The sequence below is a fragment of the Streptomyces sp. NPDC093801 genome (assembly GCF_040701585.1).
Lineage (GTDB): Bacteria > Actinomycetota > Actinomycetes > Streptomycetales > Streptomycetaceae > Streptomyces.
The window spans coordinates 26,677-53,166 of record NZ_JBFBDP010000029.1 but is presented as its reverse complement, the minus strand read 5'-3'; the positions used below and the strand labels follow the sequence as shown (position 1 = coordinate 53,166).

General features: G+C 72.2%; 26 protein-coding genes. 10 read left to right on the top strand and 16 right to left on the bottom strand.

Annotated features, from left to right (window positions below; genetic code table 11):
* Positions 1-77 precede the first annotated feature (77 nt).
* The 3 genes from AB0469_RS29810 to AB0469_RS29800 all read right to left on the bottom strand — a co-directional run bounded on the left by AB0469_RS29810 (position 78) and on the right by AB0469_RS29800 (position 4,661).
* Positions 78-2,165 carry a SpoIIE family protein phosphatase gene (locus tag AB0469_RS29810; RefSeq protein ID WP_366454547.1) on the bottom strand — a complete coding sequence of 696 codons (2,088 nt, stop codon included), beginning with the start codon at positions 2,163-2,165 and terminating at the stop codon, positions 78-80.
* A gap of 251 nt (positions 2,166-2,416) precedes the next feature.
* A complete protein-coding gene (locus AB0469_RS29805) occupies positions 2,417-3,136 on the bottom strand; it encodes a DUF402 domain-containing protein (RefSeq protein WP_366454546.1) in 720 nt (239 codons plus the stop codon).
* A gap of 121 nt (positions 3,137-3,257) precedes the next feature.
* Positions 3,258-4,661 (bottom strand): class II fumarate hydratase, encoded by a 1,404-nt coding sequence (locus AB0469_RS29800; RefSeq protein WP_366454545.1) that lies wholly within the window; start codon positions 4,659-4,661, stop codon positions 3,258-3,260.
* Positions 4,662-4,769: 108 nt separating this feature from the next.
* On the opposite strand from AB0469_RS29800, the gene AB0469_RS29795 reads away from it, so the two are divergent.
* Positions 4,770-6,299 carry a ricin-type beta-trefoil lectin domain protein gene (locus tag AB0469_RS29795; RefSeq protein ID WP_366454544.1) on the top strand — a complete coding sequence of 510 codons (1,530 nt, stop codon included), beginning with the start codon at positions 4,770-4,772 and terminating at the stop codon, positions 6,297-6,299.
* Positions 6,300-6,444: 145 nt separating this feature from the next.
* Here AB0469_RS29795 and AB0469_RS29790 read toward each other — a convergent pair whose 3' ends face one another.
* Together AB0469_RS29790 and AB0469_RS29785 are read right to left on the bottom strand one after the other, a co-directional pair.
* Positions 6,445-7,224 carry a glycerophosphodiester phosphodiesterase family protein gene (locus AB0469_RS29790; protein ID WP_366454543.1) on the bottom strand — a complete coding sequence of 260 codons (780 nt, stop codon included), beginning with the start codon at positions 7,222-7,224 and terminating at the stop codon, positions 6,445-6,447.
* A gap of 93 nt (positions 7,225-7,317) precedes the next feature.
* A complete protein-coding gene (locus tag AB0469_RS29785; protein WP_366454542.1) occupies positions 7,318-7,926 on the bottom strand; it encodes a hypothetical protein in 609 nt (202 codons plus the stop codon).
* Positions 7,927-8,124: 198 nt separating this feature from the next.
* Between AB0469_RS29785 and AB0469_RS29780 the strand changes: the two genes are divergently transcribed.
* Positions 8,125-8,691: a hypothetical protein gene (locus AB0469_RS29780; protein WP_366454541.1), complete on the top strand. Its 567-nt coding sequence runs from the start codon at positions 8,125-8,127 to the stop codon at positions 8,689-8,691.
* A gap of 42 nt (positions 8,692-8,733) precedes the next feature.
* On the opposite strand, the gene AB0469_RS29775 is transcribed toward AB0469_RS29780, so the two are convergent.
* The gene (locus AB0469_RS29775) at positions 8,734-10,398 is read right to left on the bottom strand and encodes a fumarate hydratase (protein ID WP_366454540.1); all 1,665 of its coding nucleotides are present in this window, start codon (positions 10,396-10,398) and stop codon (positions 8,734-8,736) included.
* Positions 10,399-10,546: 148 nt separating this feature from the next.
* Between AB0469_RS29775 and AB0469_RS29770 the strand changes: the two genes are divergently transcribed.
* Both AB0469_RS29770 and AB0469_RS29765 read left to right on the top strand, forming a co-directional pair.
* On the top strand, positions 10,547-11,239 hold the full coding sequence (locus tag AB0469_RS29770; RefSeq protein WP_366454539.1) for a DUF1707 domain-containing protein: 693 nt from the start codon (positions 10,547-10,549) through the stop codon (positions 11,237-11,239).
* 167 nt (positions 11,240-11,406) lie between these two features.
* Positions 11,407-11,778 (top strand): WhiB family transcriptional regulator, encoded by a 372-nt coding sequence (locus AB0469_RS29765; RefSeq protein WP_366454611.1) that lies wholly within the window; start codon positions 11,407-11,409, stop codon positions 11,776-11,778.
* Between the two features lie 95 nt (positions 11,779-11,873).
* Here the strand turns inward: AB0469_RS29765 and glpX are convergent, their stop codons facing one another.
* A complete protein-coding gene (glpX, locus tag AB0469_RS29760) occupies positions 11,874-12,905 on the bottom strand; it encodes a class II fructose-bisphosphatase (RefSeq protein ID WP_079429574.1) in 1,032 nt (343 codons plus the stop codon).
* A gap of 226 nt (positions 12,906-13,131) precedes the next feature.
* Between glpX and AB0469_RS29755 the strand changes: the two genes are divergently transcribed.
* A complete protein-coding gene (locus tag AB0469_RS29755) occupies positions 13,132-13,650 on the top strand; it encodes a DUF4245 domain-containing protein (protein ID WP_366454610.1) in 519 nt (172 codons plus the stop codon).
* 183 nt (positions 13,651-13,833) lie between these two features.
* Here AB0469_RS29755 and AB0469_RS29750 read toward each other — a convergent pair whose 3' ends face one another.
* From AB0469_RS29750 to AB0469_RS29735, 4 genes are all read right to left on the bottom strand, one after another.
* Positions 13,834-14,421: a malonic semialdehyde reductase gene (locus tag AB0469_RS29750; protein ID WP_042815071.1), complete on the bottom strand. Its 588-nt coding sequence runs from the start codon at positions 14,419-14,421 to the stop codon at positions 13,834-13,836.
* Between the two features lie 96 nt (positions 14,422-14,517).
* Positions 14,518-14,757, bottom strand: a complete 240-nt coding sequence (locus AB0469_RS29745) for an exodeoxyribonuclease VII small subunit (RefSeq protein WP_366454538.1) — start codon at positions 14,755-14,757, stop codon at positions 14,518-14,520.
* A gap of 25 nt (positions 14,758-14,782) precedes the next feature.
* Positions 14,783-16,042 (bottom strand): exodeoxyribonuclease VII large subunit, encoded by a 1,260-nt coding sequence (gene xseA, locus AB0469_RS29740; RefSeq protein ID WP_366454537.1) that lies wholly within the window; start codon positions 16,040-16,042, stop codon positions 14,783-14,785.
* Positions 16,043-16,075: 33 nt separating this feature from the next.
* A complete protein-coding gene (locus AB0469_RS29735) occupies positions 16,076-17,449 on the bottom strand; it encodes an APC family permease (RefSeq protein ID WP_366454536.1) in 1,374 nt (457 codons plus the stop codon).
* 86 nt (positions 17,450-17,535) lie between these two features.
* On the opposite strand from AB0469_RS29735, the gene AB0469_RS29730 reads away from it, so the two are divergent.
* Both AB0469_RS29730 and ppgK read left to right on the top strand, forming a co-directional pair.
* Positions 17,536-18,543: a 4-hydroxy-3-methylbut-2-enyl diphosphate reductase gene (locus AB0469_RS29730; RefSeq protein ID WP_366454534.1), complete on the top strand. Its 1,008-nt coding sequence runs from the start codon at positions 17,536-17,538 to the stop codon at positions 18,541-18,543.
* Between the two features lie 32 nt (positions 18,544-18,575).
* On the top strand, positions 18,576-19,325 hold the full coding sequence (gene ppgK, locus AB0469_RS29725; RefSeq protein WP_366454533.1) for a polyphosphate--glucose phosphotransferase: 750 nt from the start codon (positions 18,576-18,578) through the stop codon (positions 19,323-19,325).
* A gap of 3 nt (positions 19,326-19,328) precedes the next feature.
* On the opposite strand, the gene AB0469_RS29720 is transcribed toward ppgK, so the two are convergent.
* Positions 19,329-19,835, bottom strand: coding sequence for a DUF6542 domain-containing protein (locus AB0469_RS29720; protein ID WP_366454532.1), 507 nt, complete (start codon positions 19,833-19,835; stop codon positions 19,329-19,331).
* 136 nt (positions 19,836-19,971) lie between these two features.
* Between AB0469_RS29720 and ychF the strand changes: the two genes are divergently transcribed.
* Positions 19,972-21,060 carry a redox-regulated ATPase YchF gene (ychF, locus tag AB0469_RS29715; RefSeq protein ID WP_366454531.1) on the top strand — a complete coding sequence of 363 codons (1,089 nt, stop codon included), beginning with the start codon at positions 19,972-19,974 and terminating at the stop codon, positions 21,058-21,060.
* Positions 21,061-21,263: 203 nt separating this feature from the next.
* Here ychF and AB0469_RS29710 read toward each other — a convergent pair whose 3' ends face one another.
* The 4 genes from AB0469_RS29710 to AB0469_RS29695 form a co-directional block, all read right to left on the bottom strand.
* The gene (locus AB0469_RS29710) at positions 21,264-21,809 is read right to left on the bottom strand and encodes an HAD domain-containing protein (protein WP_366454530.1); all 546 of its coding nucleotides are present in this window, start codon (positions 21,807-21,809) and stop codon (positions 21,264-21,266) included.
* Positions 21,810-21,824: 15 nt separating this feature from the next.
* Positions 21,825-22,517, bottom strand: a complete 693-nt coding sequence (locus AB0469_RS29705) for a class I SAM-dependent methyltransferase (protein WP_366454529.1) — start codon at positions 22,515-22,517, stop codon at positions 21,825-21,827.
* On the bottom strand, positions 22,518-23,429 hold the full coding sequence (locus AB0469_RS29700; protein ID WP_366454527.1) for an aminoglycoside phosphotransferase family protein: 912 nt from the start codon (positions 23,427-23,429) through the stop codon (positions 22,518-22,520).
* 78 nt (positions 23,430-23,507) lie between these two features.
* Positions 23,508-24,257, bottom strand: coding sequence for a hypothetical protein (locus AB0469_RS29695; protein ID WP_366454526.1), 750 nt, complete (start codon positions 24,255-24,257; stop codon positions 23,508-23,510).
* A gap of 194 nt (positions 24,258-24,451) precedes the next feature.
* Here AB0469_RS29695 and AB0469_RS29690 point away from each other — a divergent pair, with 194 nt between their 5' ends.
* Entirely contained in the window at positions 24,452-25,807 is a 1,356-nt protein-coding gene (locus AB0469_RS29690) for a tetratricopeptide repeat protein (RefSeq protein WP_366454525.1), read from the top strand.
* A 1-nt stretch (position 25,808) separates the two neighbouring features.
* A complete protein-coding gene (locus AB0469_RS29685) occupies positions 25,809-26,345 on the top strand; it encodes an NUDIX domain-containing protein (protein ID WP_366454524.1) in 537 nt (178 codons plus the stop codon).
* Positions 26,346-26,490 lie beyond the last annotated feature (145 nt).

The window sequence follows — 26,490 nt, the reverse complement described above, 5'->3', positions numbered from 1 at the left end:
AACGCTGCGGGGCGGCGGTGTTTCCGTACGCGGGACCTTCGGGGCCCTCGGGCCCTCGGGCCTTCGGGCCCTCCGGCTCAGCGCCGGTCGTGCGCCCCCGGCAGGGACAGCTCGAACCAGACCACCTTGCCGCTGCTCAGCCGGGTCGCGCCCCAGCGCCGCGCCATGCGGTTGACCAGGAACAGGCCGCGCCCGCCCTCGTCGGTCTCCCGGGCCCGGCGCTGGCGCGGCAGCTGCGGGGAGTCGTCGCCGACCTCGCAGCGCAGCACGTCCGTACGCAGCAGGCGCAGGGTCACGGGACGCTCGGCGTACCGGACGGCGTTGGTGACCACCTCGCTGACCAGCAGCTCCAGCGAGTCGCTCAGCTCCTCCAGCCCCCAGCGGGCCAGCGCCCGCCGGGCGAACCGGCGGGCCCGGCCCGGAGCGGTCTCCTCCGGGTCCAGGAACCAGTACGCCACGTCGCTGGGCGCGATCCCCTCGAAGCGGGCCGCGAGCAGCGCGATGTCGTCGTCCCGGTCACCCGGGCCGAGCATGTCCAGCACGTCGTCGCAGAGGGCCTCCAACGGCGGCGAGTGGTCCAGCCCGGTCAGCTGCGCGGTGGTGGCGAGCCGTTCGCGCAGCTGGTCGATGCCCGTCCAGACGTCACGCAGCCGGGACTCCACCAGCCCGTCGGTGTACAGCAGCAGCGTGGCCCCGGCCGGGGCGTCCAGCTCCACGGCCTCGAAGTCGACGCCGCCGACCCCGATGGGGGCGCCCGGCGGGACGCGCAGCACCTCGGCGCGGCCGCCCAGGTGCAGCAGGACCGGCGGCGGGTGGCCGGCGTTGGCGATGGTGATCCGGTGCGAGACCGGGTCGTAGACCGCGTACAGGCAGGTGGCCATCCGGTCGGAGCCGAGCCGCTGGGCCTGCTCGTCCAGGTGGTGCAGCACCTCGGCCGGGGGCAGGTCCAGCTGGGCCAGGGTCTGCGCGGTGGTGCGCAGCTGGCCCATGATCGCGGCCGAGGTCATGGAGTGGCCCATGACGTCGCCGACGACCAGCGCGACCCGGCTGCCGGGCAGCGGTATGGCGTCGTACCAGTCGCCGCCCACCCGGGCCGTCTCGGCGGCGGGCAGGTAGCGCGAGGCCAGCCGGACGCCGGTGGGCTGCGGCAGGCCGTCGGGCAGCATCGTGCGCTGGAGCTCGTCGGCGATGTAGGCCTCGCGGCCGTAGAGGACGGCCTTGTCGATGCCGAGCGCGGTGTGCGTGGCCAGCTGGGCGGCGACGAGCAGGTCGTTCTGCTCGAAGGCGTCGCGGTCCGGGCTGCGCAGGAACACCGCCGCGCCGATCACGCGGCGGCGGCCCCGCAGCGGTGCGAGGATCGCCCGCTGGCCGCGCGGCACCGGATGGTCGGCGCCCAGCAGTTCGGGCAGCGCGTCACGGGCGCCGGGGGCCGACCCGAACACGGGCCGTACGCCGCGCAGCACCTCGGCGAGGGCCCCGCCGGGCCGGATCTCGCAGAGCTCCGCCGCGGGCAGGTCGCCCTGCGGGCCGACCAGCGGCAGCTGGCTGAAGTCGAGTTCGCCGGCGCCCCCCGCGGCTCCGGCGGCCTCGCCGCCGTCGGCCAGGCCCAGATCGTCGATCGGCCGGAGCCGGTCGGTGCGGCGCAGCCTTAAAACGACCGGGCCGACGGGCCGTTCGTCGCCGACGGGCAGCGGGTCGCGCAGGTAGACGAGGATCGCGTCGGAGAAGGTGGGAACGGTCGCCCGGCACAGGCCGAGCACGATCTCGTCGAGGTCGATGCCGCGGGCGATGCGGCGCGTGGCCGCGCCGACGAACCGCAGCCGGTCGCCCTCGCGCCGGGCCGCGCCCGCTTCGGCGGCGCCGTGGCCCGGGCCGCCCGCGCCCGGTCCCGGCGGCGTCTGCGTCCCGGCGGCGGCCTCGTCGGCCCGGCCCGCGTTGCGCGCGGCCCCGCCGTCACGCGACCGCGCGCCCTCGGGGTCCGAGTCCGCGGGGCCGTGGCCCGAGGAGCCCTCGCCGGCGGTGCCGCGCGGGCGCGGGAAGTCGGCATGCGTGCGTACGGCCTCGGCGGCCGCGATGGGGGCCTTGCCGTGGCCGAGCTCGTCCGTACCTCCGCCGGGGGCGACGGTGGGCTGCGGGCCCTCCTGGGAGGTGGGGTACTCCGTCACGCGTGGAATTCCGTCCGTTTGCGCTCGATGTGCGCTGCACTCAACTCGGTCAGTCGCGGTATACCCGCTCAGCGGCGGGGGCACCACCACCCCCGGGTTCCGCGTCCCGCTCGTTACCTTTCTTCCGCGTCGACCTCCGGTCAAGTCCCGGTCGCCGCAGGTCATTTACGGGAGCGGCACCGGGATGGCCCCCCGCGTACGACCGGCGGAGGACGATCCTACGTTTGAACCCCGGGGGCGCATCAAGGGTCTCATGACGTCATATGCGCCGGGGTGCGGTCCCAGTCCTCGGGCAGAAGGGGAACTTCCCAGGCCGGATCGGGCCTCCAGTCCTCCCAGCCGTCGCAGAACGGAGGCCCCCAGGCCGTGACGACCTCCAGTGCCGCGCGGCCCGCCTCCTCCACGCGCCGCGCCTGTTCCGGGCCGATCAGCCCGATCCGCCGCGCCTGTGCGAACTCGTCCTCGTCCAGCCACTTCCAGCCGCGGTCCGGGTGGACGGCGATGTCGAGGAAGTGGTCCACCGAGTCCACCCCGCCGGACCAGCGGGTCTGCGGCTCCTCCAGGTTCACGTACCAGTTCTTGAACACCCAGCCGCGGTCCCAGAACAGCCATACGGACCAGGGCTCCCCGGGCCGGGCGAGCTTGAGCACCCCGGTGCCGAACCAGCGCGCCCGCTGGGTGGTGCGCGGGGCGGTGTAGCGGGTGGCGAGGGGCTCCTCGTGCACGGAGGTGCCGTCGGCGAGCACCGGCTTGACGCATTCGGTGCCAGGCGCCATCCAGACCGCGAGCAGCTCGTCGGTGTCCTGGACCACGGTCACGGGGCGGGCGATGTGCACCCGGCCCTCCAGTCCGGGCTCGTGGCCGCGGTAGCGCCAGAGGATCCGGTCGCCGGGCGCCCAGCGCACGCCGCCGGCCGCGCCCGGCGCCGCGGGGTGCGCCTGGCTGCTCCCGGGCGTGAAATCACCTGTCATGCGCAGATCTTAGGGCGGCACCCCTCCGGGACGCTGCGGTGCAGGTCACGGAGGGGGCGGGGGATGCGAACGACCGGATCCGGACCCTGCGGGCGAGGGCCGGGGGAGGGCCGGGGACCGGTCAGGGGCGGGTCATCCGCAGGACGTCCAGCGCCTCGTCCAGCTGCTGGAGCGTCAGCACACCCCGGTCGACGTAGCCGGACTCCAGGACGACCTCCCGGATGGTCTTGCGCTCGGCGAGGGAGCGCTTGGCGACCTTGGCCGCCTCCTCGTAGCCGATGTAGCGGTTCAGCGGGGTCACCACGGAGGGCGAGGACTCGGCGTACTCCCTGGCCCGCTCGGCGTTGGCGGTGATCCCGTCCACGGTGCGGTCGGCCAGCAGGCGGCTCCCGTTGGCCAGGAGGCGGATCGACTCCAGGAGGTTGCGGGCCATCACCGGGAGCATCACGTTGAGCTCGAAGTTGCCGGCCGCGCCCGCCACGGCGACCGCCGTGTCGTTGCCCGTCACCTGAGCGGCGATCATCAAGACGGCCTCGGGGACGACCGGATTGACCTTCCCGGGCATGATCGAGGACCCCGGCTGGAGGTCCGGCAGATTGATTTCGGCCAATCCGGTGCGCGGTCCGGAGGCCATCCAGCGCAGATCGTTGCAGATCTTGGTGAGCGAGACGGCGATCGTGCGGAGCATGCCCGAGGTCTCCACCAGCGCGTCCCGCGCCCCCTGCGCCTCGAAGTGGTCCCGGGCCTCGGTCAGCGGCAGCCCGGTGGCCCGCGCCACCTCGGCGATCACGGCCGCCGAGAACCCGGGCGGGGTGTTGATCCCGGTCCCGACGGCGGTACCGCCCAGCGGCAGCTCGGCGAGCCTCGGCAGGACGGCGTGCAGGCGCTCGATCCCGTAGCGGACCTGGGCGGCGTACCCGCCGAACTCCTGGCCCAGGGTGACCGGGGTGGCGTCCATCAGGTGCGTGCGCCCGGACTTGACCACCTCGGCGAACTCGGCGGCCTTGCGCTCCAGCGCCAGCTCCAGGTGGCGCAGGGCCGGGACCAGGTCGTGGGCGACGGCGGCGGTGGCGGCGATGTGGATGGACGACGGGAAGGCGTCGTTGGAGCTCTGCGAGGCGTTGACGTGGTCGTTGGGGTGGACCTCGCGCCCGAGCCGCTCGCCGGCCAGGGTGGCGATCACCTCGTTGGCGTTCATGTTGGACGAGGTCCCGGAGCCGGTCTGGAAGACGTCGACGGGGAAGTGCTCGTCCCAGCGGCCCTCGGCGACCTCCGCGGCGGCGGACCGGATGGCGTCCGAGGTCTCCCCGTCCAGCACCCCGAGCTCGGCGTTGACCAGGGCGGCGGCCGCCTTGATCCGGGCCAGGGCCGCGATGTGGGCGCGTTCGAGGCGCTGCCCGGAGAGCGGGAAGTTCTCCACGGCGCGCTGGGTCTGGGCGCGCCATCTGGCGTGCGCGGGCACCCGTACCTCGCCCATGGAGTCGTGCTCGGTCCGGAACTCCGCTGCCTGCTGATCGTCGGTCATCTTCACATCCTCCTCAGAAAGTTGAGCAATTGTCTTGTTCGGACTGTTCCCATCTCCCCTACCGGCCAGTAAATACCGGGGGTAACACCGCTATCGGGGAGGCAGTACATGGCTCGTTCTCATGCGAAACCCAGGCTCAGATGTACATTCGCCGCGGTCGCGGCGATCGCGGCCGCCCTCGGGGGCGCCACCGCCATCACCCCCGTGGCCGAAGCGGCACCCGCCGCATCCGGCTCGATCACACCCCTCTCACCGGAACTCGAAGCCATCCGCGCCGCCGAGGCCACCAAGATCTACGGGGACCCGGCGATCCGCCCCCTCGCCGAGCGCAAGACCGGGCTCATCTCCCTCGGCGACAGCGAGATCTCCGGCGAGGGCGTCGGGAACTACGACCCCGCCACCAACACCCCCGCCAACCAGTGCCACCGCTCGCCGGACTCCGCGATCCACCGCACCGGCATCCCGGCCGACCTGACCTTCAACGTCGCCTGCTCCGGCGGCTACACCGGCAACATCCGCATCGGCGGCAGCAAGCAGTACGCCGACGAGCTGGTGCAGAGCGACAACCTGGCCGTCAAGGCCCGCAACACGAAGATCAAGATGGTGCTGCTGGTCGCCGGTGCCAACGACGACCTCCAGTTCGGCCCCGTCATGACCGACTGCGTCACCCGCTGGGTGCTCAGCCAGGGCACCTGCGAACCCAAGTACGGGCCCGGCTGGCAGGCCCGCGTCGACGGTCTGCGCCCCAAGGTCGAGGCCACCATCGGCGACCTCAAGACGGTCATGCGCGACGCCGGCTACGCCGACTCCGACTACAAGCTCGTCGTGATGGGCTACCCCAGCCCCATCGGCCCCGACTTCAACGACAACCCGAACTTCCCCGGCAAGCTCCCCGGGGGCTGCGCCGGCTACGACTCCGACGCCGCCTGGGGCCGCAACTACGCCGTCCCCGCCTTCGAGAAGGGCATGCGCGCCGCCGCCCTCGCCGCCGGCGCCACCTACCTGGACAACTCGCGGCTCTTCCACGGCCACGAGGTCTGCATGGAGGACACCTGGGCCCGCGGCCTCTACCTCGACCTCGGGGACCACTTCCCCTGGGACGAGAACACCGCCCGCCAGTCCTTCCACCCCAACTACCGCGGCCACGGCGCCTTCGCGTCCTGCCTCACCCAGCTCTACGACTCCGGGCTGCGCGAGGCCTCCTGCGCCGACCCCGCCAGCACCGGCACCCCCGTCCTCCAGGCCGGGGCCTGGGACGACCTCTACGAGCCCCTGAAGAACGAGGCCACCGGCAACTGCCTCGACTCCTTCGGCGGCTCCAGCGCGAACAACACCAAGGTGGTCGGCTGGGACTGCCACGGCGGCCGCAACCAGGACTGGTGGTACGACCCCGTGAACAAGTCCCTCCACGCCGGACTGAGCCAGGACCGCTGCCTCGACGTCACCGGCGGCGCCTACGGGGCCGGCACCGGCCTGATCCTCTGGAACTGCCACGGCGGCGCCAACCAGCGGTTCGTCCGGGACGGAGCCACCCTGCGCCCCGCCGCCGCCCCCGGCATGTGCCTGACCGTCGCCGCAGCCCACGAACAGCTGCGCCTGCAGGCCTGCAACGGCTCGGCCAACCAGCGCTTCGCGTAGCCGGGGCCCCGCACCACCAGAACCCCCACACCCGGCCGGACTTCCCGGCCGGGTGTTCGACGGTCCGCAACCGCACGGTCCGCACACGCGTCCGTGGCCCCCGGCAGGCCCCGCGCCCCGTGTACCCGGTGTCCTGGAGCCCCGCTCAGAGCGCTTCGAGCTGTTCGCGCACCTCGCGGGGCCGGTTGGTGATGATCGTCTCCACCCCGAGCCGGACGCACAGCTCCACGTCCGCGGGCTCGTCCACGGTCCACACCCGCACCCGCAGCCCCTTGGCCTTCAGCCGCCCCACCAGCCCCGGGTCCTTGCGCACCAGGTCGATCCCCGGACCGGCATGCCCCGCGAAGGGCGGCCGCGGGGCGCGCAGCCGCCGCTCGATCAGGTGGACGGCGGGCAGCCCGGGCGCCAGCCGGTGCAGCCGGGTCAGCGCGGTGCGGGAGAAGCTCATCACCTCGACACGGCCGTCGGACCCGTCCACGAGCCCGTGCTCCCTCAGCACCCGTACGAGCTCGGCCTCCAGCCGGCCCCCGGCCCGGGTGGGGTGCTTGGTCTCCACGGCCAGCCCGACCGGCCGGTCCGCCGCCAGGGCCTCCTTGAGCAGGTCCTCGAAGAGCAGCACCCGCGCACCCCGGTGCGCCTCCCCCTTCCAGCCGCCGAAGTCGAACGCGGCCAGCTGCTCGTACGTCAGCTCCGAGACCACCCCGCGCCCGTCGGAGGTCCGCTCCACCGTCCGGTCGTGCACGCACACCAGCCGCCCGTCGGCGCTGAGCCGGACGTCGCACTCCAGGACGTCGGCCCCGTCGGCGATGGCCTGCCGGTAGGCCTCGATGGTGTGCTCGGGGTGCTCGTGGGATGCCCCCCGGTGCGCGACCACGCGGATCGCGCGGGTGGTCTCGGGGGAGGGGGCGGGGGTCGTCGCTGCCACGCGGGAATCCTTGCGAACCGGGGTGAACGGCCAGGTGCGGGCCTGTGACCCCGACGTTAACCCGGCGCGGGGCCGGTCACGCCCAGGACGCCGTCACGGCTTCGCGGGGCGGGGGGCCAGGGGCGCCGGGGTGACCTTGAAGCCGCCCTTGACCACCTCCGTGAAGGGGGCCGGGGCCATGCAGGTGCCCACGCGGGGCGCCTCCGCCGTCCCGTCGGGCTTCACGTCCACGTTGGCGATGCCCCAGGAGAAGCCGACCCGGTCCGGGGCGCCGCGCTCCCCGTCCTGGACGCTGATCCCGATCCGCTTGCCCTCCCAGCCGACGTTCGAGGAGGTCACCACCGCCGTGACCACCGCCGTCTTCCCTCCGGTGACCAGGCAGTCCACCCGCGCCTCGGCGACAGCGGTGAAGTTCTGGTCGGGCATGGCGTGGTACACCGTCACCGTGCCGCGCGCGTCGACCGGCATGCCCTGATCCCCGCCCTCGCCCTGGAACGGCCGGCTCCAGGGGACCTGCTCCGCGTCGACGGTGAAGCGGATGTCGTGCTCCTTCGGCACGTACGGGTAGGAGACCGTGCCGCCGCCGTGCACCGAGGCGACCTTGGGCGCGGCGGGCGCGGCCGGGGCCGGGGCGGCCCCGACCAGGGTGGCGACGAGGGCGGCCGATCCGGCCAGGGCGAGGGCGCGCGTACGGTTCTTCATCGTGGACTCCGGTTTCGAAGAGGCTGTCCCGCTGACGGGAACAGCCTCGCCGGAACCCCCTGACCAGCACGTCTACCGCCGGACCGACATGCGTGAGGGCCCCTCCCCCGCACGGGGGAGGGGCCCTCGCCACAGCGGCCTACGGACCCGGACGGCGGACCGGGGCGCAGGCCGTGCAACGGACCTTACGATCACGGGATGTTGAAAGCCCGTTCCTCCCTGGAAGCACACCTGTACATGGACCTGCACCCGTGCGAGTGCGGGGGCAGTGGCGGCTTCGAGCGTCGGCACCATCTGGAGCAGCGCGGCGAGGACCTCGTGACGGTGTACGAGGGGACGTGCCGGGCCTGTGGGCGGGACAGGCGCTTCGCCTTCGTGATGGACGAGGAGATCCCGCCCCCTCCGCCTGCCTACGGCGGGGACAGGCCGTCCGAGATCATCGATCCCGGTGAGTTCGCCGACGTCGCGTTCCGATACGGTCGCTGGGCCTCGCTCGGGGCGCTCAATGCTCCGAGGTCCGAGCGCCACAAGTACCGGGGCGCGATGGTGGCCGCGCTGGCCGCCGAGGAGGAGGTGCTCAAGTTCATTCCGGAGGGGCAGGACGCGGTTCCGGCTTCCTGCTTCACCTCCGAGCGTGGCAGGGCCCTTTATGAGAAGGAGCCGGAGAACTTCAGCCGGGACATCCTCGAGATCGGGCTGGAGGCCTCGCAGCGGGCCCTCGCCGCGATGGAGAGCGACCCGCCCCCGGCCGCCGGCGAGCAGTGACGACGAGGGGCCCGCACCTGCCGGTGCGGGCCCCTCTCGGTGTTACAGGCCCGGGCCGCGGACCGGGATGTGGGTGAAGGTGGGTTCCGGGGCCGGGTTCTGGAAGAAGTCGTTGCCCTTGTCGTCCACGACGATGAACGCCGGGAAGTCCTCGACCTCGATCTTCCAGACCGCCTCCATGCCGAGCTCCTCGTACTCCAGGACCTCGACCTTCTTGATGCAGTCCTGCGCCAGGCGGGCCGCCGGGCCGCCGATGGAGCCCAGGTAGAAGCCGCCGTGCGCGCCGCACGCGTCGGTCACCTGCTGCGAGCGGTTGCCCTTGGCCAGCATGACCTTGGAGCCGCCCGCCGCCTGGAACTGCTCGACGTAGGAGTCCATGCGGCCGGCCGTGGTCGGGCCGAAGGAGCCGGAGGCGTAGCCCTCGGGGGTCTTGGCCGGGCCGGCGTAGTACACCGGGTGGTCCTTGAGGTACTGCGGCATGCCCTCGCCGGCGTCCAGCCGCTCCTTGATCTTGGCGTGCGCGATGTCGCGGGCCACGACCAGGGGTCCGGTCAGGCTGAGGCGGGTCTTGACCGGGTGCTTGGTGAGCGTCGCCAGGATGTCGTCCATCGGCTGGTTCAGGTCGATGCGGACCACGTCGGCCGTCTCGTCCAGGTGCTCGTCCGTGGTCTCCGGCAGGAAGCGCGCCGGGTCGGTCTCCAGCTGCTCCAGGAAGACGCCCTCGGCGGTGATCTTCGCGACGGCCTGGCGGTCGGCGGAGCAGGAGACGGCGATGGCGACCGGGAGGGAGGCGCCGTGGCGCGGGAGGCGGACGACGCGGACGTCGTGGCAGAAGTACTTGCCGCCGAACTGGGCGCCGATGCCGATCTTCTGGGTCAGCTCGAAGACCTGCTGCTCCAGGGCCTCGTCGCGGAAGCCGTGGCCGAGCGCGGAGCCCTCGCGGGGGAGCTCGTCCAGGTAGTGGGCGGAGGCGTACTTGGCGGTTTTGAGCGCGTGCTCGGCGGAGGTGCCGCCGACGACGATCGCCAGGTGGTACGGCGGGCAGGCGGCCGTGCCGAGCGAGCGGATCTTCTCCTCCAGGAACTTCATCATGGAGGCCTCGTTGAGGACCGCCTTGGTCTCCTGGTAGAGGAAGGACTTGTTGGCCGAGCCGCCGCCCTTGGCCATGAAGAGGAACTTGTACGCGCCGCCGTCGGTCGCGTAGAGCTCGATCTGCGCGGGCAGGTTCGAGCCGGTGTTCTTCTCCTCCCACATGGTCAGGGGGGCCATCTGCGAGTAGCGCAGGTTCAGGCGGGTGTAGGCGTCGTAGATGCCGCGGGAGAGGGCCGCCTCGTCGCCGCCCTCGGTGAGGACGTTCTGGCCGCGCTTGCCCATCACGATCGCCGTGCCCGTGTCCTGGCACATCGGCAGCACGCCGGCCGCCGCGATGTTGGCGTTCTTGAGCAGGTCGAGGGCGACGAACTTGTCGTTCGCGCTCGCCTCCGGGTCGTCGATGATGCGGCGCAGCTGGGCCAGGTGCGCGGGGCGCAGGAAGTGCTGGATGTCGTGGATGGCCTCCTCGGCGAGCTTGCGCAGCGCCTCCGGCTCGACCTTGAGGAACGTACGCCCGTCGGCCTCGAAGGTCGAGACGCCCTCGGAGGTCACCAGCCGGTAGGGGGTGGTGTCCTCGCCCAAGGGCAGCAGGTCGGTGTACGCGAACTCCGGCATGGTGGCCAATCCTCACTCGGCAGACAGCGCTGACGCCCGATTTGGCAGCGCGGCTATCCAGCGTAGAACCTCCCGGCGCGGCCTCGTCTGTGAGGTAGGGCTCACCGACCAGTATCGCGATCTATCGTGTCTCGCTATGCTGACGGGCGTGGACCTGGAAAAGCACCCCGCCGCCCCTGCCCCCGCGCCCGCTCCCGGGGCGCCCGCCGCCCCGGACGCCGGCGGGCTGCGCGCCTCCGACGCCGACCGGGACCGGATCGCGCAGATCCTCTCCGACGCCCTCGCCGAGGGCCGGCTGACCGCCGAGGAGCACTCCGAGCGCCTCGACACCCTCTACGCGGTCAAGACGGTGGGGGAGCTGGAGGTGCTCGTACGGGACCTGCCGGCCGGAGCCGCCGCCGCTGCCGCCGCGCACCGGTCCGCCGCCCCGGCCCCCGCGGCGCCGGGCATCGGCCCGGTCGAGTCGGTGGTGGCCGTGTGCAGCAGCTCCGCCCGCAAGGGCCGCTGGCGTCCCGGCGCGCACACCCGCGCCGTCTCCGTCATGGGCGACATCAGCATCGACCTCACCGAGGCCGTATTCGAGCAGCAGGTCACCGAGTTCAACGTGGTCTCGGTCCTCGGCAACGTCGAGATCCTGGTCCCGGAGAACGTCACCCTGCGCGGCTACGGCAGCGGCGTCCTCGGCAACTTCGAGGTGCGCGGCGAGGGCGCGACCGCCGACCCCCAGGCGCCGGTCGTGATCGTCCGCGGCTTCGCCCTGCTCGGCAACATCGAGGCCCGCGCCAAGCTCGGAGCCCGCCTGGTCGACCTCGCGGAGAAGCTGCGCAAGCGGCTGGGCTGAGCCCTCCGCCGGGCCCGCCCGCGGGTGGTTGGGTTTCGGACGATCCTCGGCGGGCACGCCGCGCACGGTGCATACGGGCACGCGCAGCGGGTAGGGACAGGTGCATCGTCTCTCGCTCGCGTACACGTCGTCAGGAGTAGACCGTGCCGCATCCGCCGCATCAGTCCCTGCAGGCAGCCCTCCAGAGTCTTCAGACGCGCCCGGTCGCCGTGCCGAAGCCGCGGGTGCCGGCGAGGGAAGAGGAGGACGGGCCCTGGCACACGGAGGCGGTGTGCCGCAGGGACGAGGCGGGGCTCTTCTTCGCGCCGTCCAAGGAGCCGACCGCGGCCCGGCTGGCCCGCGAGGAGGCCGCCAAGCGGGTCTGCGCCCGCTGTCCCGTGATGGTCGCCTGCCGGGAGCACGCCCTGCTCCAGCCCGAGCCGTACGGCGTCTGGGGCGGTCTCACCGCCGCCGAGCGGCGGGTGGTGCTGGGCCGCAGGAGGCGCCGCGCCGCCGAGCTGCTGCCCGGCGCGCCCGGGCCGGTCGCCGCGGCGGGCTGACCCCTGGCGGGCCGGCCCGTACCGGAGACGACTGAGGGGCGGTCCCCCGCACAGGGACCGCCCCTCGGGCGTGCCGTCGCCGGCCGCGGGTCCTCCTACTGGGCGCGGCCCAGGGAGATGCCGCTGTAGGCGCGCAGCTTCGACAGGCGGTGCGTGGAGTCGATCTGCCGGATCGTGCCCGACTTCGAGCGCATGACCAGCGAGGACGTGGTCGCGGTCTCCGAGCGGTAGTGGACGCCGCGCAGCAGCTCGCCGTCCGTGATGCCGGTCGCGACGAAGAAAACGTTCTCGCCGGAGACCAGGTCGTTGGTGGTCAGGACGCGGTCGAGGTCGTGGCCCGCGTCGATGGCCTTCTGGCGCTCGGCCTCGTCCTTGGGCCAGAGCTTGCCCTGGATGGTGCCGCCGAGGCACTTTATGGCGCAGGCCGAGATGATGCCCTCGGGGGTGCCGCCGATGCCCATGAGCAGGTCCACGCCGGTGCCCTCGCGCACCGCCATGACCGAGCCGGCGACGTCGCCGTCGGAGATGAACTTGATCCGGGCGCCGGTCTCGCGGATCTCCTTGACGATGCCCTCGTGGCGGGGGCGGTCCAGGATGACGACCGTGACGTCCTCGGGGGCGATGCTCTTGGCCTTGGCGACCCGGCGGATGTTGACCGAGACCGGGGCGTTGATGTCGACGAAGTCGGCGGCCTCGGGGCCGGTGACGAGCTTGTCCATGTAGAACACGGCGGACGGGTCGAACATCGTGCCGCGGTCGGCGGCCGCCAGGACGGCGATGGCGTTCGGCATGCCCTTGGCGTTGAGGGTGGTCCCGTCGATCGGGTCCACGGCGATGTCGACCTCGGCGCCGGTGCCGTCACCGACGTGCTCGCCGTTGAAGAGCATCGGGGCTTCGTCCTTCTCCCCCTCGCCGATGACGACGACGCCGTTCATCGAGACGGTGGAGATCAGGGTCCGCATCGCATTGACCGCGGCGCCGTCGGCGCCGATCTTGTCGCCACGGCCGACCCACCGGCCCGCGGCGAGCGCCGCAGCCTCGGTGACCCGTACGAGTTCGAGTGCGAGGTTGCGGTCGGGCGAGTCGGGGGCTACTTCGAGCTGGGGCGGCAGGTTGTGCTCGGTCATCGGAGCGCACCTTTCTGTACGACGACGGCCGGGAGTGTGAGGGTGCTGAAACTCTATCGGTTCGTCGACATATTGAGCAGAGCGGGTCACTTATGAGCGGATTATCGGTCAGCGCGTCCGGCTGAGCGGACGCGCCGCGCCCCTCGCGCGCCGCCCGCCCGGGCCGCCGCGCCGACCCCGGCGGTGATCGCCGTCGGCCATGCGGGACGATGGTGGGGTGGCAGGTATGAAAGGCAAGCAGACGGTCTGGGACATGGTCCGGTCGCTGGCGTTGATCGGTGTCGTGGTGGCGGGGATCTACATCTTCGTCCCGCACGACGACAAAGCCGACCCGACGCGCACGGTCGACTACCGGGTGGAGACCCTCACGGCCCGGCGCGCGGCCCCGTACCCGGTGGCGGCCCCGGTGGGCCTCCCGGAGCAGTGGCGGGCGACGTCGGTGACGTTCGAGCGCAAGAACGCCAACGCCTGGCACCTGGGCTTCCTGGACCCGGACCAGCAGTACGTGGCGATCGAGCAGTCCACGGACGCCTCGAAGAAGAACCTGGACAAGCTCACCCAGAAGGCCGCACCCACCGGGCAGACCCAGCAGGTCGGCGACCGGGCGTGGGAACGCTGGGACGGCGAGAAGTACGACGCGCTGGTGCGCCAGGAGCAGGGCCACGTCACGGTGGTCACCGGAACGGCCTCCTTCGAGCGGCTGGGCGCGATGGCGGCGGCGCTGGAGTTCAAGCAGGGGCAGTAGGCCGTCGGGGCCGCCGGGGCCCTTCGCGCGGCGGGGCGGCGAGCCCCTTCGTGCCGGGGCCGGCGAGCCCCTTCGGGCCGGGGCCGGCGGGCGCCGCGCAGCCGTGCCGGACGACGCGAGAAGGCCGCCCTCCCCGGGGAACCGGGGAGGGCGGCCTTCTGCGCGTTGCCGTCGGGCCGGGGCTCAGACGGTGGTGATGACCTCGTCGTAGGACAGGCGCGGGGAGCGGGGGTGGAAGGCGTCCTCGCCCGGCTTGCCGATGTTGACGACCATCAGGGCGGAGTGGTCGCCGTCGAGGAACTCCTTGTTGATGCCCTCGAAGTCGGCACCGGTCATCGGGCCGGCGGCCAGGCCGGCGGCGCGCACGCCCACGATGAAGTAGGCGGCCTGCAGCGCGGCGTTCATGCCGGCGAAGCGCTCGCGGTTCGGACGCTCGGTGAAGAAGCCCTTGACCTGCGGGTAGTGCGGCAGGAGGGTGTCGAACTCCTCGTGGAACTCGTTGTCCGCGGAGAGGATCGCGACCAGCGGGGCGGCGGCGGTCTTGGCCTTGTTGCCGTCCGACATCAGGTTCACCAGGCGCTCGCGGGCCTCGGCGGAGCGGACCAGGGTCACGCGCAGCGGGGTCGCGTTGAAGGCGGTCGGGCCGTACTTCACCAGGTCGTAGATGGCCTGGACCTGCTCGTCGGTCACCGGCTCGTCGGAGAACGAGTTGGCGGTGCGGGCCTCGCGGAACAGCAGGTCCTGAGCAGCGGCGTCGAGCACGAGAGACATCGGTAAGCCTTCTTCTGTACGGAGGTGAAGCGGTACCCCGACCTTAGGACAGAAGTAGATGAAATTTCAACTACTTGCCGGTGCTGGTGACCCGGATCACTCCTCGCGGCCGTCCCCGCCGGCCGCGTCCGCCGCCTCCCGGGCGGCCAGCGCCGAGTCCAGCCGGGCGCGGGCGCCCTCCAGCCAGTGGCGGCAGACCTGAGCCAGCTCCTCGCCGCGCTCCCAGAGCGCGAGCGACTCCTCCAGCGAGGTGCCGCCGGCCTCCAGCCTGCGGACGACCTCGACGAGTTCGTCGCGGGCCTGCTCGTAGCCCAGCGCGGTATCGGTCTCAGACATTCCCGTGTCCCATCGTAGATGTGTGTTACAGCGACTTTGTTGCCGGAACGTGTCCGTCCGTACCGGTTCCCGAGCGGGCCTCCAGCACGGTCACCGCGAACTCGCCCTCCGCCACCCGCGCCCGCAGCTCCTCGCCCGGCGCGACCTCCCCGGGAGCCCGCACCACGTGCCCGTCCGCCCGCTGGAGCACCGCGTACCCGCGCTCCATCGTGGCCGCCGGCGACAGCGCCACCACCCGGGCGCGCGTGTGCTCCAGCTCCGACTCCGCCCGGTCCAGCAGGTGCCCCAGCGTGCGCCGGCTGCGGGCCAGCAGGGCCTCCAGCTCGTCCTCCCGGGTCTCCACCATCCGCTGCGGATGCACGAACACCGGCCGCGCGAGCGCGTGCGCCAGCCCCCGCTCCTCCCGCTCCAGCAGCCCCCGCAGCGCCCGCAGACCCCGCCCCTGGAGCTGGCGCACCCGCTCCAGCTCCTCGCCGACGTCCGGGACGACCTTCTTCGCCGCGTCCGTCGGCGTCGAGGCCCGCAGGTCCGCCACCAGGTCCAGCAGCGGGGAGTCCGGCTCGTGCCCGATCGCCGAGACCACCGGCGTTCGGGCCGCCGCGACCGTCCGCACGACCTCCTCGTCGGAGAACGGCAGCAGGTCCTCCACGCTGCCCCCGCCCCGCGCCACGATGATCACGTCGACCTCGTCCAGGGCGTCCAGCTCCTTGACCGCCCGCACCACCTGCGGCACCGCGTGCACCCCCTGCACGGCCACGTTGCGCACCTCGAAGCGCACCGCCGGCCAGCGCCGCCGGGCGTTCTCCAGCACGTCCCGCTCGGCCGCCGAGGCCCGCCCCACCACCAGGCCGATCAGCTGCGGCAGGAACGGAAGCGGCTTCTTGCGCTCCAGCGCGAACAGCCCCTCCGAGGCCAGCGACCGCTTGAGCCGCTCCAGGCGCGCCAGCAGCTCCCCGATGCCGACGGGCCGTATCTCCGTGACCCGCAGGGACAGCTGACCGCGCGGGGCGTACCACTCCGGCTTCGCCAGGACGACGACCCGCGCACCCTCCGCGACCACGTCCGCGACCTCGTCGAAGACCTGCCGGAAGCAGGTGACGCTGACCGAGATGTCGTGCGACGGGTCGCGCAGCGTCAGGAACACCACCCCCGCCCCCGGCCGCCGGGACAGCTGCGTGATCTGCCCCTCCACCCACACCTGGCCCAGCCGGTCGATCCAGCCCCCGATGAGCCGGGACACCTGACCGACCGGCAGCGGCGCCTCCGCCGACGTATTCAGACCCATGCAGGCAGGCTAACCGCCGACGCTGACAGCGTCTCAGGCGCCGGGCGGGGTGTCGGAGCCCGCACGCCCCCGCTGGAAGAACAGCACCCCCAGCCCCACCGCCAGCCACACCACCCCCACGGCCTGCGCCGCCGGAGAGGCCTCCACGATCACCGCCACCGTCACCGCCGCACCCAGCACCGGAACCACCAGGTGCCTGCCCCAGCGCGGCGCGCCCTCCGCCCGGCGCACCACGAACCAGCCCACCACCGACGCGTGCAGCAGGGTGAACGCCACCAGCGCCCCCACGTCCACCACGGAGACCAGGTGGTCGAGCCCGTCGTCGCGCCGTGCCGCCCACACCGCCGCCACCAGCGTCACCCCCGCCGCCACCAGCAGCGCCGCCCTCGGCGTGCCCGCACGGGTACGGGCGAGCACCCCCGGCAGCCGCCGCTCCCGGGCCATGGCGAACAGCAGCCTCCCGGCCGCCGCCTGCCCGGCCAGCGCCGCGAACGCCGCCCCCACCGCCTTGCTCACCGCCACCAGGTCGTGCAGCCAGCCCCCGACCGAGGCCTCCACCGCCGTGTAGAAGGCCGGCCCCTGCAACCCCGGGTCCGCCGCCAGCTCCGCCGCCGAGAACGGGGCCAGCAGCGCCGCCAGATAGGTCTGCGCGACGAACAGCACCCCGGTCAGCGCCAGACAGAACAGCACCGCCCGGGCCACCCGCGCACCGCCCCCCGCCACCTCCTCCGCGAAGGAGACGATGGCGTCGAACCCCAGGTACGACAGCACCGCCACCGACACCGCCCCCACCACGGCCGCCGTCGAGAAGTCCAGCGAGCCGTCGCCGGCCAGCGGCGACAGCCAGCCGCGCCGCGCCCCGTCCCGCGCCAGCACCGCCACCGCCGACACCAGGAAGACCAGCAGCACCACGATCTCCATCGCCAGCACCGCGAAGCCCACCCGCGCCGCCACCCGCACCCCCCACAGGTTCAGCAGGGTCGTCACGGCCACCGCCAGCGCCGTCCACGCCCACCGCGAGACCTGCGGCACCAGCGCGTTCATCGCGATCCCCGAGAACAGGTACGCCACCGCCGGGATCAGCAGGTAGTCGAGCAGCGCCATCCACCCCGCGACCATCCCCGCCCCCTCGCCCAGCCCCTTGCGGGCATAGGTGAAGACCGACCCCGCCTGCGGTGCCACCCGCACCATCTGGGCGTACGAGAACGCCGTGAAGCCCATCGCGACGGTCGCGGCGAGGTAGACGAGCGCGACGGCCCCGTGCGACTTCGCGTCCAGGGTGCCGAACACCCCCACCGGGGCCATGGGCGCGATGAAGAGCAGCCCGTACACCACCAGGTCGCGGAAGCCCAGGCTCCGGCGCAGCGCCGGGGGCGCGGCCGTACCGGGATCCACAGCGGCTGCCATCGTTCCTCCGGGGGGTCGTGGGGACGGACGTTCGACCCAGTCTCTGCCGGACGGGGGACGTCCGGCCTCCTGGAGCCCCCCGTACGATGGAGCGTATGACTGCCCCCGCACCCGCTTCCCGCCGCGTCCTGCTCGCCGCCCCGCGCGGTTACTGCGCGGGCGTGGACCGCGCCGTGATCGCCGTCGAGAAGGCCCTCGAGCAGTACGGCGCCCCGGTCTACGTCCGCCACGAGATCGTGCACAACAAGTACGTCGTCCAGACGCTGCAGAAGAAGGGCGCCGTCTTCGTCGAGAAGACGGAGGAGGTCCCGCCGGGCAACATCGTCATGTTCTCCGCGCACGGCGTGGCGCCCGTGGTGCACGAGGAGGCGGCGCGCGGCCGGCTCGCGACGATCGACGCGACCTGCCCGCTGGTCACCAAGGTCCACAAGGAAGCGATCCGGTACGCCAACGAGGACTTCGACATCCTCCTCATCGGCCACGAGGGCCACGAGGAGGTCATCGGCACCTCCGGCGAGGCCCCGGACCACATCACGATCGTCGACGGCCCCGACGACGTGGCCAAGGTCGAGGTCCGCGACGAGTCCAAGGTCGTCTGGCTCTCCCAGACCACCCTCTCCGTCGACGAGACGATGGAGACGGTCGACGCGCTGAAGACGAAGTTCCCGCTGCTCGTCTCCCCGCCCAGCGACGACATCTGCTACGCCACCTCGAACCGCCAGGCCGCCGTCAAGGCCATGGGCGCCGACGCCGACCTGGTTGTTGTCGTCGGCTCGAAGAACTCCTCGAACTCCATCCGCCTCGTCGAGGTCGCCCTCGACGCCGGCGCCCGCGCCGCACACCTGGTCGACTTCGCCAGCGAGATCGACGAGGCCTGGCTGGAGGGCGTCACCACGGTCGGCCTGACCTCGGGCGCCTCCGTGCCGGAGGTCCTGGTCGAGGAGGTCCTGGAATGGCTGGCGGAGCGCGGCTTCGCCGACGTGGAGATCGTCAAGACCGCCGAGGAGTCGATCACCTTCTCGCTGCCCAAGGAACTGCGCCGCGACCTGCGCACCGAGGCGGCCGAACTGATGGCCGCGGGCTCCGACGAGTAGCCCGCGCGGCGGTGCGTTCGTACCGTGAGTCCATGCAGATCTTCGGAGTGGACATCGGCGGTACGGGGATCAAGGGCGCGCCCGTGGACCTGGACCGCGGCGAGCCGGCGCAGGAGCGCCACAAGGTACTGACACCACATCCGGCCACCCCCGAGGGGGTGGCCGGAGGCGTCGCCGAGGTCGTCCGGAACTTCTCCTGGGACGGGCCGATCGGCGTCACCTTCCCCGGAGTGGTCACCCACGGCGTGACCCGGACGGCCGCCAACGTCGACAAGGCCTGGATCGGCCTGGACGCGGCGTCCCTGTTCTCCGAACGGCTCGGCGGCCGCCCGGTCACCGTCCTCAACGACGCCGACGCGGCGGGCGTCGCGGAGATGACCTACGGGGCGGGGCGCGGGGTGCCGGGCACGGTCCTCCTCCTCACCCTGGGCACGGGCATCGGCAGCGCCCTCTTCCGCGACGGCCGGCTCGTGCCGAACACCGAGCTGGGCCACCTGGAGCTCAAGGGCCACGACGCCGAGACCCGGGCCTCGGTCAAGGCCAAGGAGGACGGGGACCTCAGCTGGGAGCGCTGGGCCCGCCGGCTGGAGAAGTACCTGGTGCACGTGGAGATGCTGTTCTCCCCGGACCTGTTCATCCTCGGCGGCGGCGTCAGCCGCAAACCGGAGAAGTTCCTCCCCCTCATCGAGAACGTCCGCGCCGAGATCGTCCCCGCGAAGCTCCAGAACAACGCCGGCATCGTGGGAGCGGCGATGGCGGCGCGGGACGGGCTGACGCGGTAGGGGTCAGTAGGCGGCGCTGCTGCTCCCGCGCCGGGCCGCGGCCGCCCTGCGCCGCCCGCTCAGCGCGGCGCGGCGGGCCAGCGCGATCAGGCCCGCGACGAGCGTCCCCGCGTACAGCCACCCGGCGTGCAGGGACAGCGCCGACACCACCCCCATGAGCTCCCCGCCGAAGCCGCCGGAGCCGCCCGACACGGGCCACACTCCGGCGGCGAAGGCGATCGGCACGCACACCGGCGCGGTGATCAGGTCCGCCGGGCGCACCCACAGGGCGGTCGCGGCGGCCACGGGCAGGAACAGCAGCCCGTACACGAACAGCGAGGAGTCGAACAGCAGCCAGGCGATCCCGGCGACCAGCAGCATCGCCACGCAGGCGAACAGCCCGCCGCCGAGCCCGGTCAGCCGCGGCCGCGGCATCCGCCGGGCGGGGGCCGGGGCGGGGGGCCGGGGGCGGCGCGCCGCCTGTGCGGGCACCTGGGGGTGACGTACCGAACGCGTCCTGTATCGCTCCACCCCACCAACCTAGGCGCGACCCCCCGTCCAGCCCGCCCGGACACGCGTACAACCACGTGCGCGCTCATAGGAAAGTAAACTGTCCGACGGCCCACTCCGGGCCGCCGCCCCCACTCAGCTACGGGAAGTCGCCAACGTGTCGCTCACGATCGGAATCGTCGGCCTGCCGAATGTCGGCAAGTCGACCCTGTTCAACGCCCTGACCAAGAACGACGTACTGGCGGCCAACTACCCGTTCGCCACCATCGAGCCGAACATCGGCGTCGTCGGCGTCCCGGACCAGCGCCTCGCCGTCCTGGCCGGGATCTTCGGCTCGCAGCGCGTCCTCCCGGCCACGGTCGACTTCGTCGACATCGCCGGCATCGTGCGCGGCGCCTCGGAGGGCGAGGGCCTGGGCAACAAGTTCCTCGCGAACATCCGCGAGTCCGACGCGATCTGCCAGGTCATCCGCGCCTTCAAGGACGAGAACGTCGTCCACGTCGACGGCAAGGTCTCGCCCAAGGACGACATCGAGACGATCAACACCGAGCTGATCCTCGCCGACCTCCAGTCCATCGAGAAGGCGATCCCCCGCCTGACGAAGGAGTCCCGCCTCCAGAAGGACAAGGTCGCGGTCCTGGCGGCGACCGAGAAGGCCCAGAAGATCCTGGAGAACGGCGACACCCTCTTCTCCCAGGGCATCACCAAGGGCACCGAGCAGGGCGACCTCCTGCACGAGCTGCACCTGCTCACCACCAAGCCGTTCCTCTACGTCTTCAACGTGGACGAGGACGAGCTGACGGACGACGCCTTCAAGGCCGAGCAGTCCGCGCTGGTCGCCCCGGCGGAGGCCATCTTCCTCAACGCCAAGCTGGAGGCGGACCTCGCCGAGCTGGACGACGAGGAAGCCCTGGAGCTCCTCCAGTCGGTCGGCCAGGACGAGCCGGGCCTGGCCACCCTCGGCCGCGTCGGCTTCGCCACCCTGGGCCTCCAGACCTACCTGACGGCCGGCCCGAAGGAAACCCGCGCCTGGACGATCAAGCAGGGCGCCACGGCCCCCGAGGCGGCCGGTGTCATCCACACCGACTTCCAGCGCGGCTTCATCAAGGCCGAGGTCATCTCCTTCGCGGACCTGGTCGACTGCGGCTCGGTCGCGGAAGCCCGCGCGAAGGGCAAGGCCCGCATGGAGGGCAAGGACTACGTCATGCAGGACGGCGACGTGGTCGAGTTCCGCTTCAACGTCTGACACGTCCGGCGAAAGGCCGTCCGACCTGCGGTGGAGCGGGTCGGGCGGCCTTTGCGGTCCGCACACCGCTGACGCCACGGCCCGATCCCCCCGCCACGGCTCGTGGCGGGGGCGTCCGGCCGGCTCTTCGGTCGGCTGCTTGCCAGCCACAAAACTGCATGCGTTGATGCCCGCACTGCTCGTGGCAGCGAGGACATCAGCCGTCAGGCGGCGCGGGCTGCGGGCAACTGCGAGACCCACGTCGTGAGCTCGGCCAGATGCCCGGGTTGCAGCCCGTGGTGTGAGTCGGGCTGAACGAGGAGAGTCGGCGTTCCCTTGGCGGTCCGCTCCGCCGCCCAGGCGTGATCGAGGTCGGTGAAGTCGTCGTCGACCCAGGCGACCGCCGACCCGCCGAGCCACGGTTCGACGTGGTCGCGCTTCCAGAGGTAGCCGTTGGGGTGGCTGGTGGTGATCTCGGGGCGGGGGAGATCGAGGTACGGGAACTCCGGCAGCCCGAGGAGCGGCCCGACGATGGTGGTGGCGTCCTTGCGCCAGCTCGTGCACCACACGGGGGCGACGAGGCCGCTGGTCAGGAAGCCGGCGAGCAACGGGCCGTGGGCGGGGTTGAGCCAGATCGGTACCGGGTTGTCGGGGTCGCGGCCCGCGGGCAGGACGGTGTGGCGGACGTGGGTGGGTGGGGTGCTGCCGTCGGACGCCGGGAACGGTATGAGGACGCCGTCGATGTCGAGCAGGAGGTAGGGCAATGGCATCGTTGCCTCCGTCGGTCAGCGTTTCCGGGCGGTGATCAGGAGGGTGGTGGGCCACGGGTCGAGACGCGGGTGCCGCAGCTCGATGGCCGAGGTGATCCGCAGGCCGGTCCGGGAGAGATGGGCGGCCCAGCGGCGGGCGTCGAACTCCCAGCGGGCGATGGGCAGCCGGGTGCGGTCGGGCATGGTGACGTAGTCCTCGCGGGGACGGTCGTCCGTCGAAGGATGTCTTCCAGCCCGTGCCGGGTGGGGTACGGAGAAGGCCAGTACGCCGCCGGGCACGAGGTGGCGGGAGATCGCGACGAGCAGAAGCTCCGGAGCAGCCAGGCCGACGGCGCCGAAGACCGAGTAGATCGCGTCGAAGGTCTGGCCGTTGGCTTGGAGGTGGTGCAGTGCGTGGCCGGCGGAGAAGGTGGCGCCGTCGATGTGGCCATAGTGGGAGCGTGCTCGCCGTACCTGGAGGCCGACCAGGTCGACTCCGGTGACGCGGGCCTGGTGGTGCTGGGCGAGGTGGGCGACGTTGTGGCCGGGGCCGCAGCCCAGCTCCAGGATGCGCTTGCCGCGCAGGTCCCGGCTGAGGATCTCCGCGCCGGGGCCCAGGCCGGGGTGGGTGCTCCACTCCATCCGTGCCGGAGGAGTGAGGGCGTGGGCCGGTGCGGTGGCGAGACGCTGGGCGGCGTGGGCGTACCAGGGGGAGACCTGGGCGAGCACCTAGACCTCCAGGAGTTGGACCACGTCGTTCAGGTGGCGGCGGACGACGGGGATGTACGCGAAGTCCCTGGTCGGGTCGTTGATCCAGCGGATCGCCTGCTCCATGAACCACTCGACGGCCCACATGCGGTGCCAACCCAGGGCCCATGCCTCGGCGGTCAGGCCGCCCCGGGCGGCGAGGGCGTCCTCGTGCCCTCCGGCGGCGACGTACTGCTCCAGGAACACCCTCAGCTGGACGGGGTCCGGGGTGTCGGTGGTGCCGTGGTACGAGGCGAGGTCGATCAGGCCGGGGCCGGTGAAGGCGCGGGCGAAGTCGAGGAGGTGCCGGCGATCCTCCCCGATGTGGACGCTCGTGGGGTGGAACTCGGAGTGCACCCAGCCGAACGGGTCGAGCGTCGCCCCCTGAGCACGGGCCTCAGCCGCTGCGGAGATCTTCCGCAGAGCGGTCTCGATGTCGTCGCAGTCCGTCCACCGGCCGGCCTTCCGCAGCCGCTGGAGGTGGTCGAGGGCCCGGCCGGGCAGGGCCGCGAGGCCCGCGCCGTCGAGGAAGGGCAGACCGCTGGCCGGGCGGGCGGCGTGGAGCATCACGGCGGCGGCTACGCCGTCGAGGTCGTCGGCGTCCCGTACCGGTGTGCCGAGGTCGTCCATGAGCATCCCGAGCCACTTGTCCTGCATGGCGGTGGCATGAAGCTCGGGGACCGGCAGCCCGCGCTGGTGGGCGATCCGCAGGGCTTGGGCCTCGCGGTCGAAGGGCTCTTTGGCGTACTTGAAGACGGCCGTGGTGCCGTCGGGGAAGGTGACGCGCTCGACGCCGGACATGCCCCAGACGCGGATCTCCGCGCGTTCGGGGAGGGGCTTGCGGATGAGGGCACACAGGTCGTCCAGCAGGGCGGCGGTCAGGCTCTGGTCCATGGGGGTGTCTCCAGGGGCTGGTGGGCTCCGGGGCGGGCGAGCGTGCCGGCCCGCCCCGAAGCCGTAGAGGGGTGGGGGCTACTCGGCCGCGGTCACGCGGTGGGCGTAGACCTGTTCGATCCAGCTCGCCTTGAACGCGGCGAGGTCGTCACGGAAGTTGGCCATCGAGGCACCGTAGGGCGCGACGACACCACCGGTCTGGTCCGGCACGGACTGGCAGCCGTGCACGAGCCGGCCGCCGAGGGCGGCGTGGGCCTTGATGGACTCGATGCGTCGGTGCTCGTTGAACCAGCCACCGTGGTAGACCTCGTCGAGCATCCCGCCCATCGCGTCTTCCAGGTCGAAGACGACGGAGGTGGCGGCGGGGAAGAACCAGCACGGGCCGACGTTGGAGATGTGCCCGTCCAGCTCGACCTTGTTGAGCGCCATGAGGGTGGCGGCCTCGCGGAGCATCCTCAGGTGGTCGGCGGTGATCTGCGGCAGACCGAGGCCGGCGAGGTGCTCGTCGCGGAAGAGGTACGCGTACACCTCGTGCGCGGTGATCAGGACGCGGGCGGCGTCGGAGGTGGACTCGCCGTGGTTCTTGATGAAGTCGAGCGCGAGCTGCTCGACCGCGCTCTCGGTCGTCTCGTCCACGTCCAGGAGCTGGGCCTTGACCAGCTCCCAGTCGGCGACGAGCCAGGTGTTGGACTCGAAGCGGAAGAAGTACTCGGCCGGGTCGATGGTGATGCGTCGGCCGTCGACCTGGACGCCGGGCAGGCGGCTCCAGCGCGGGTCGAAGGCGTCGGGCAGCTCGACCGTGATGGTCGCGGTGTCGATGGTGGTCACCGTGTCTCCGTCTCTGATCGTCCGGGCCAGGGCATAGGAATGCCCGAGCCCGGCAGGGGGCGTACGGAACTTAGGGGCCGCCCGGCCCGAGAGTGGGGCGGCTGTCGATAAGTGAACCGCCCGCTACGCAGAGTGGGTACGGTGTGACCGAGTCCAAGCGGTATACGCGGTTTACAGCTCCGGGACGGAGGAACGTGCCAGCGTCGACCGACCCCAACTCCCGCCTGCGCGAGACGATCCACGCAGCCGGATGCACGTACGAAGCCCTCGCCAAGGACGTCCGCCGCATCGCCGCCGAGAACGGTGAACTCCTCCAGACCAACAAGTCCGCGATCTCCCACTGGGCCAACGGCACCCGCACACCCTCGGGCCAGGCCGGCCAGTACCTTGCCGAAGCCCTCTCCCGCCGCCTGGGCCTCGTCGTCACCCCGACCCAGCTCGGCCTCCACTCTGGCGACGCCGAAGCCACCTCGAACGGCGACCCGGTCGAGGCAGTCACCGACCTCGGCCGTGCCGACGTCGAACGCCGCCGCTTCCTCGCCATCGCAGCCTTCACCACGGCCGGCGTCGCCATGCCGCTGCTCCACGACCACGAAGCCACCTCCCGGATGCTCCGCGCCCGCACGGGCCGCTCCCTCGTCGGAGCCGAGGACATCGACGTCGTACGCCAGATCACCGCGGCCTTCAGCGCCGCCGACGAACGACTCGGCGGTGGTCACGGACTGACCACCGTCACCACGTACCTCGCCGACACCGCCGCCCCAATGCTCCGGGGACGCTTCCCCTCGGAACCGTTACGTCATGCCGCCTTCGGCGCCGTCGCCGAACTCGCCTACCTCGCCGGATGGAAGCACCACGACCTGGGCCACGAAGGCGCCGCCCAGCGCTATTACCAGGTCGGCTATCAACTCGCCTGCGAAGCCGACCCCCACGGCCACGCCGCCTGGATGATGCGCGCCCTCGCCCACCAGGCCCTGAGCCTCAAGCAGCCCCACCACTGCGTCGACCTCGTCGAAGGCGCCCTGCGACGCGGCCTCGGCCACGTCGACGGCCAGACCGAGGCCCTCCTCCACATCACCCACGCCCGCGCCTACGCCGCCACGGACGCGAGCCCATCGGCCGCACGTGCCCTCCTCGCAGCCGAAGACGCCCTCCTCCGGGACGACGGCCCCCAGCCCACCTACTCCCGCGTCAGCGGCCCCGCCGCCGGCACCGTGGCCAGCCACACCGCCCGCACCCTGACCGACCTCGCCGACCACATCGGCACCGAACAGCAGCATCGCGACGCCCTCACCCGCTGGGACCCCGAGAAGTACAAGCGCGTCCACGCCCTCACCCACGCCGACCTCGGCGACAGCCTCGCCGCCCAGGCCCGCGCTGACGAGGCTGTCGCCGCCTGGACCCAGGCCCTGGTCCTCATGGAGGGCATGACCTCCGACCGCACCCGTAAGGCGATCACTTCGATCCGCTCCACGCTCGCGGTCTACCAGCGCCGCCGCGTTCCCGGTGCCGCCGATCTCGCCCGCCGCGCTCGCGAGGCCCTCGCCTAACATGCCCAACAACCCGTCCGACGAAGGGAACACCGTGGCCCAGCAGACCGACGACCGCTCCCAAGCCCTCAAGCCGGCGCTCGAATCGATGACCCTGCTCGTCGCGGCCGTCATCGTCCACGACAAGGCCACCAACCGCGTCGTCCTCCTCCAACGAAGCCAGAACGCCAAGTTCGCACAGGGGATGTGGGACCTCCCCGTCGGGAAGAGCGAACCGGGCGAGCCCATCACGGAGACCGCGGTCCGCGAGCTCTACGAGGAGACGGGCCTCATCGTGAAGCCCGAGTCCCTCAAGGTCGCCCACATCATCCACGGCGCCTGGGGCGTCGAAGCCCCCAACGGATTCCTCACGATCGTCTTCGCCGCCCACGAATGGACCGGCGAACCCGAAAACCGCGAACCCCGCAAGCACTCCCAAGTCCGCTGGGTCGACGCCAACGCCATCCCCGACGCGTTCGTCGACACCACAGCCAGCGCTCTCCACCACTACTTGAACAACGGATCGGAGGTCTCCCTGGACGGCTGGCAGGCAACGTGAGAATCGCCATGCCTGCCAGCCGTCCAGGCGTCGCACTTCCCGCCTTCGCTGGCTGCGACTGACAGTGCGCAGGCTCGGCTGAGACGATGCTCCCGAGCAGCAGGGTGGCCATGACGTCTGAAGCCTCCCAGCTTTAGGAGCACCG

What these genes read in the sequence shown, in the direction of transcription:
- AB0469_RS29785 (WP_366454542.1), bottom strand. Translation starts at nt 7,926, where the DNA reads ATGAAGAACCGTACGCGCGCCCTCGCCCTGGCCGGATCGGCCGCCCTC.
- ppgK (WP_366454533.1), top strand. Translation starts at nt 18,576, where the DNA reads ATGCAGATCTTCGGAGTGGACATCGGCGGTACGGGGATCAAGGGCGCG.
- AB0469_RS29745 (WP_366454538.1), bottom strand. Translation starts at nt 14,757, where the DNA reads ATGTCTGAGACCGATACCGCGCTGGGCTACGAGCAGGCCCGCGACGAA.
- AB0469_RS29795 (WP_366454544.1), top strand. Translation starts at nt 4,770, where the DNA reads ATGGCTCGTTCTCATGCGAAACCCAGGCTCAGATGTACATTCGCCGCG.
- AB0469_RS29735 (WP_366454536.1), bottom strand. Translation starts at nt 17,449, where the DNA reads ATGGCAGCCGCTGTGGATCCCGGTACGGCCGCGCCCCCGGCGCTGCGC.
- AB0469_RS29685 (WP_366454524.1), top strand. Translation starts at nt 25,809, where the DNA reads ATGCCCAACAACCCGTCCGACGAAGGGAACACCGTGGCCCAGCAGACC.
- AB0469_RS29775 (WP_366454540.1), bottom strand. Translation starts at nt 10,398, where the DNA reads ATGCCGGAGTTCGCGTACACCGACCTGCTGCCCTTGGGCGAGGACACC.
- AB0469_RS29700 (WP_366454527.1), bottom strand. Translation starts at nt 23,429, where the DNA reads ATGGACCAGAGCCTGACCGCCGCCCTGCTGGACGACCTGTGTGCCCTC.
- AB0469_RS29780 (WP_366454541.1), top strand. Translation starts at nt 8,125, where the DNA reads ATGTTGAAAGCCCGTTCCTCCCTGGAAGCACACCTGTACATGGACCTG.
- glpX (WP_079429574.1), bottom strand. Translation starts at nt 12,905, where the DNA reads ATGACCGAGCACAACCTGCCGCCCCAGCTCGAAGTAGCCCCCGACTCG.
- AB0469_RS29750 (WP_042815071.1), bottom strand. Translation starts at nt 14,421, where the DNA reads ATGTCTCTCGTGCTCGACGCCGCTGCTCAGGACCTGCTGTTCCGCGAG.
- xseA (WP_366454537.1), bottom strand. Translation starts at nt 16,042, where the DNA reads ATGGGTCTGAATACGTCGGCGGAGGCGCCGCTGCCGGTCGGTCAGGTG.
- AB0469_RS29755 (WP_366454610.1), top strand. Translation starts at nt 13,132, where the DNA reads ATGAAAGGCAAGCAGACGGTCTGGGACATGGTCCGGTCGCTGGCGTTG.
- AB0469_RS29730 (WP_366454534.1), top strand. Translation starts at nt 17,536, where the DNA reads ATGGAGCGTATGACTGCCCCCGCACCCGCTTCCCGCCGCGTCCTGCTC.
- AB0469_RS29805 (WP_366454546.1), bottom strand. Translation starts at nt 3,136, where the DNA reads ATGACAGGTGATTTCACGCCCGGGAGCAGCCAGGCGCACCCCGCGGCG.
- AB0469_RS29710 (WP_366454530.1), bottom strand. Translation starts at nt 21,809, where the DNA reads ATGCCATTGCCCTACCTCCTGCTCGACATCGACGGCGTCCTCATACCG.
- AB0469_RS29800 (WP_366454545.1), bottom strand. Translation starts at nt 4,661, where the DNA reads ATGACCGACGATCAGCAGGCAGCGGAGTTCCGGACCGAGCACGACTCC.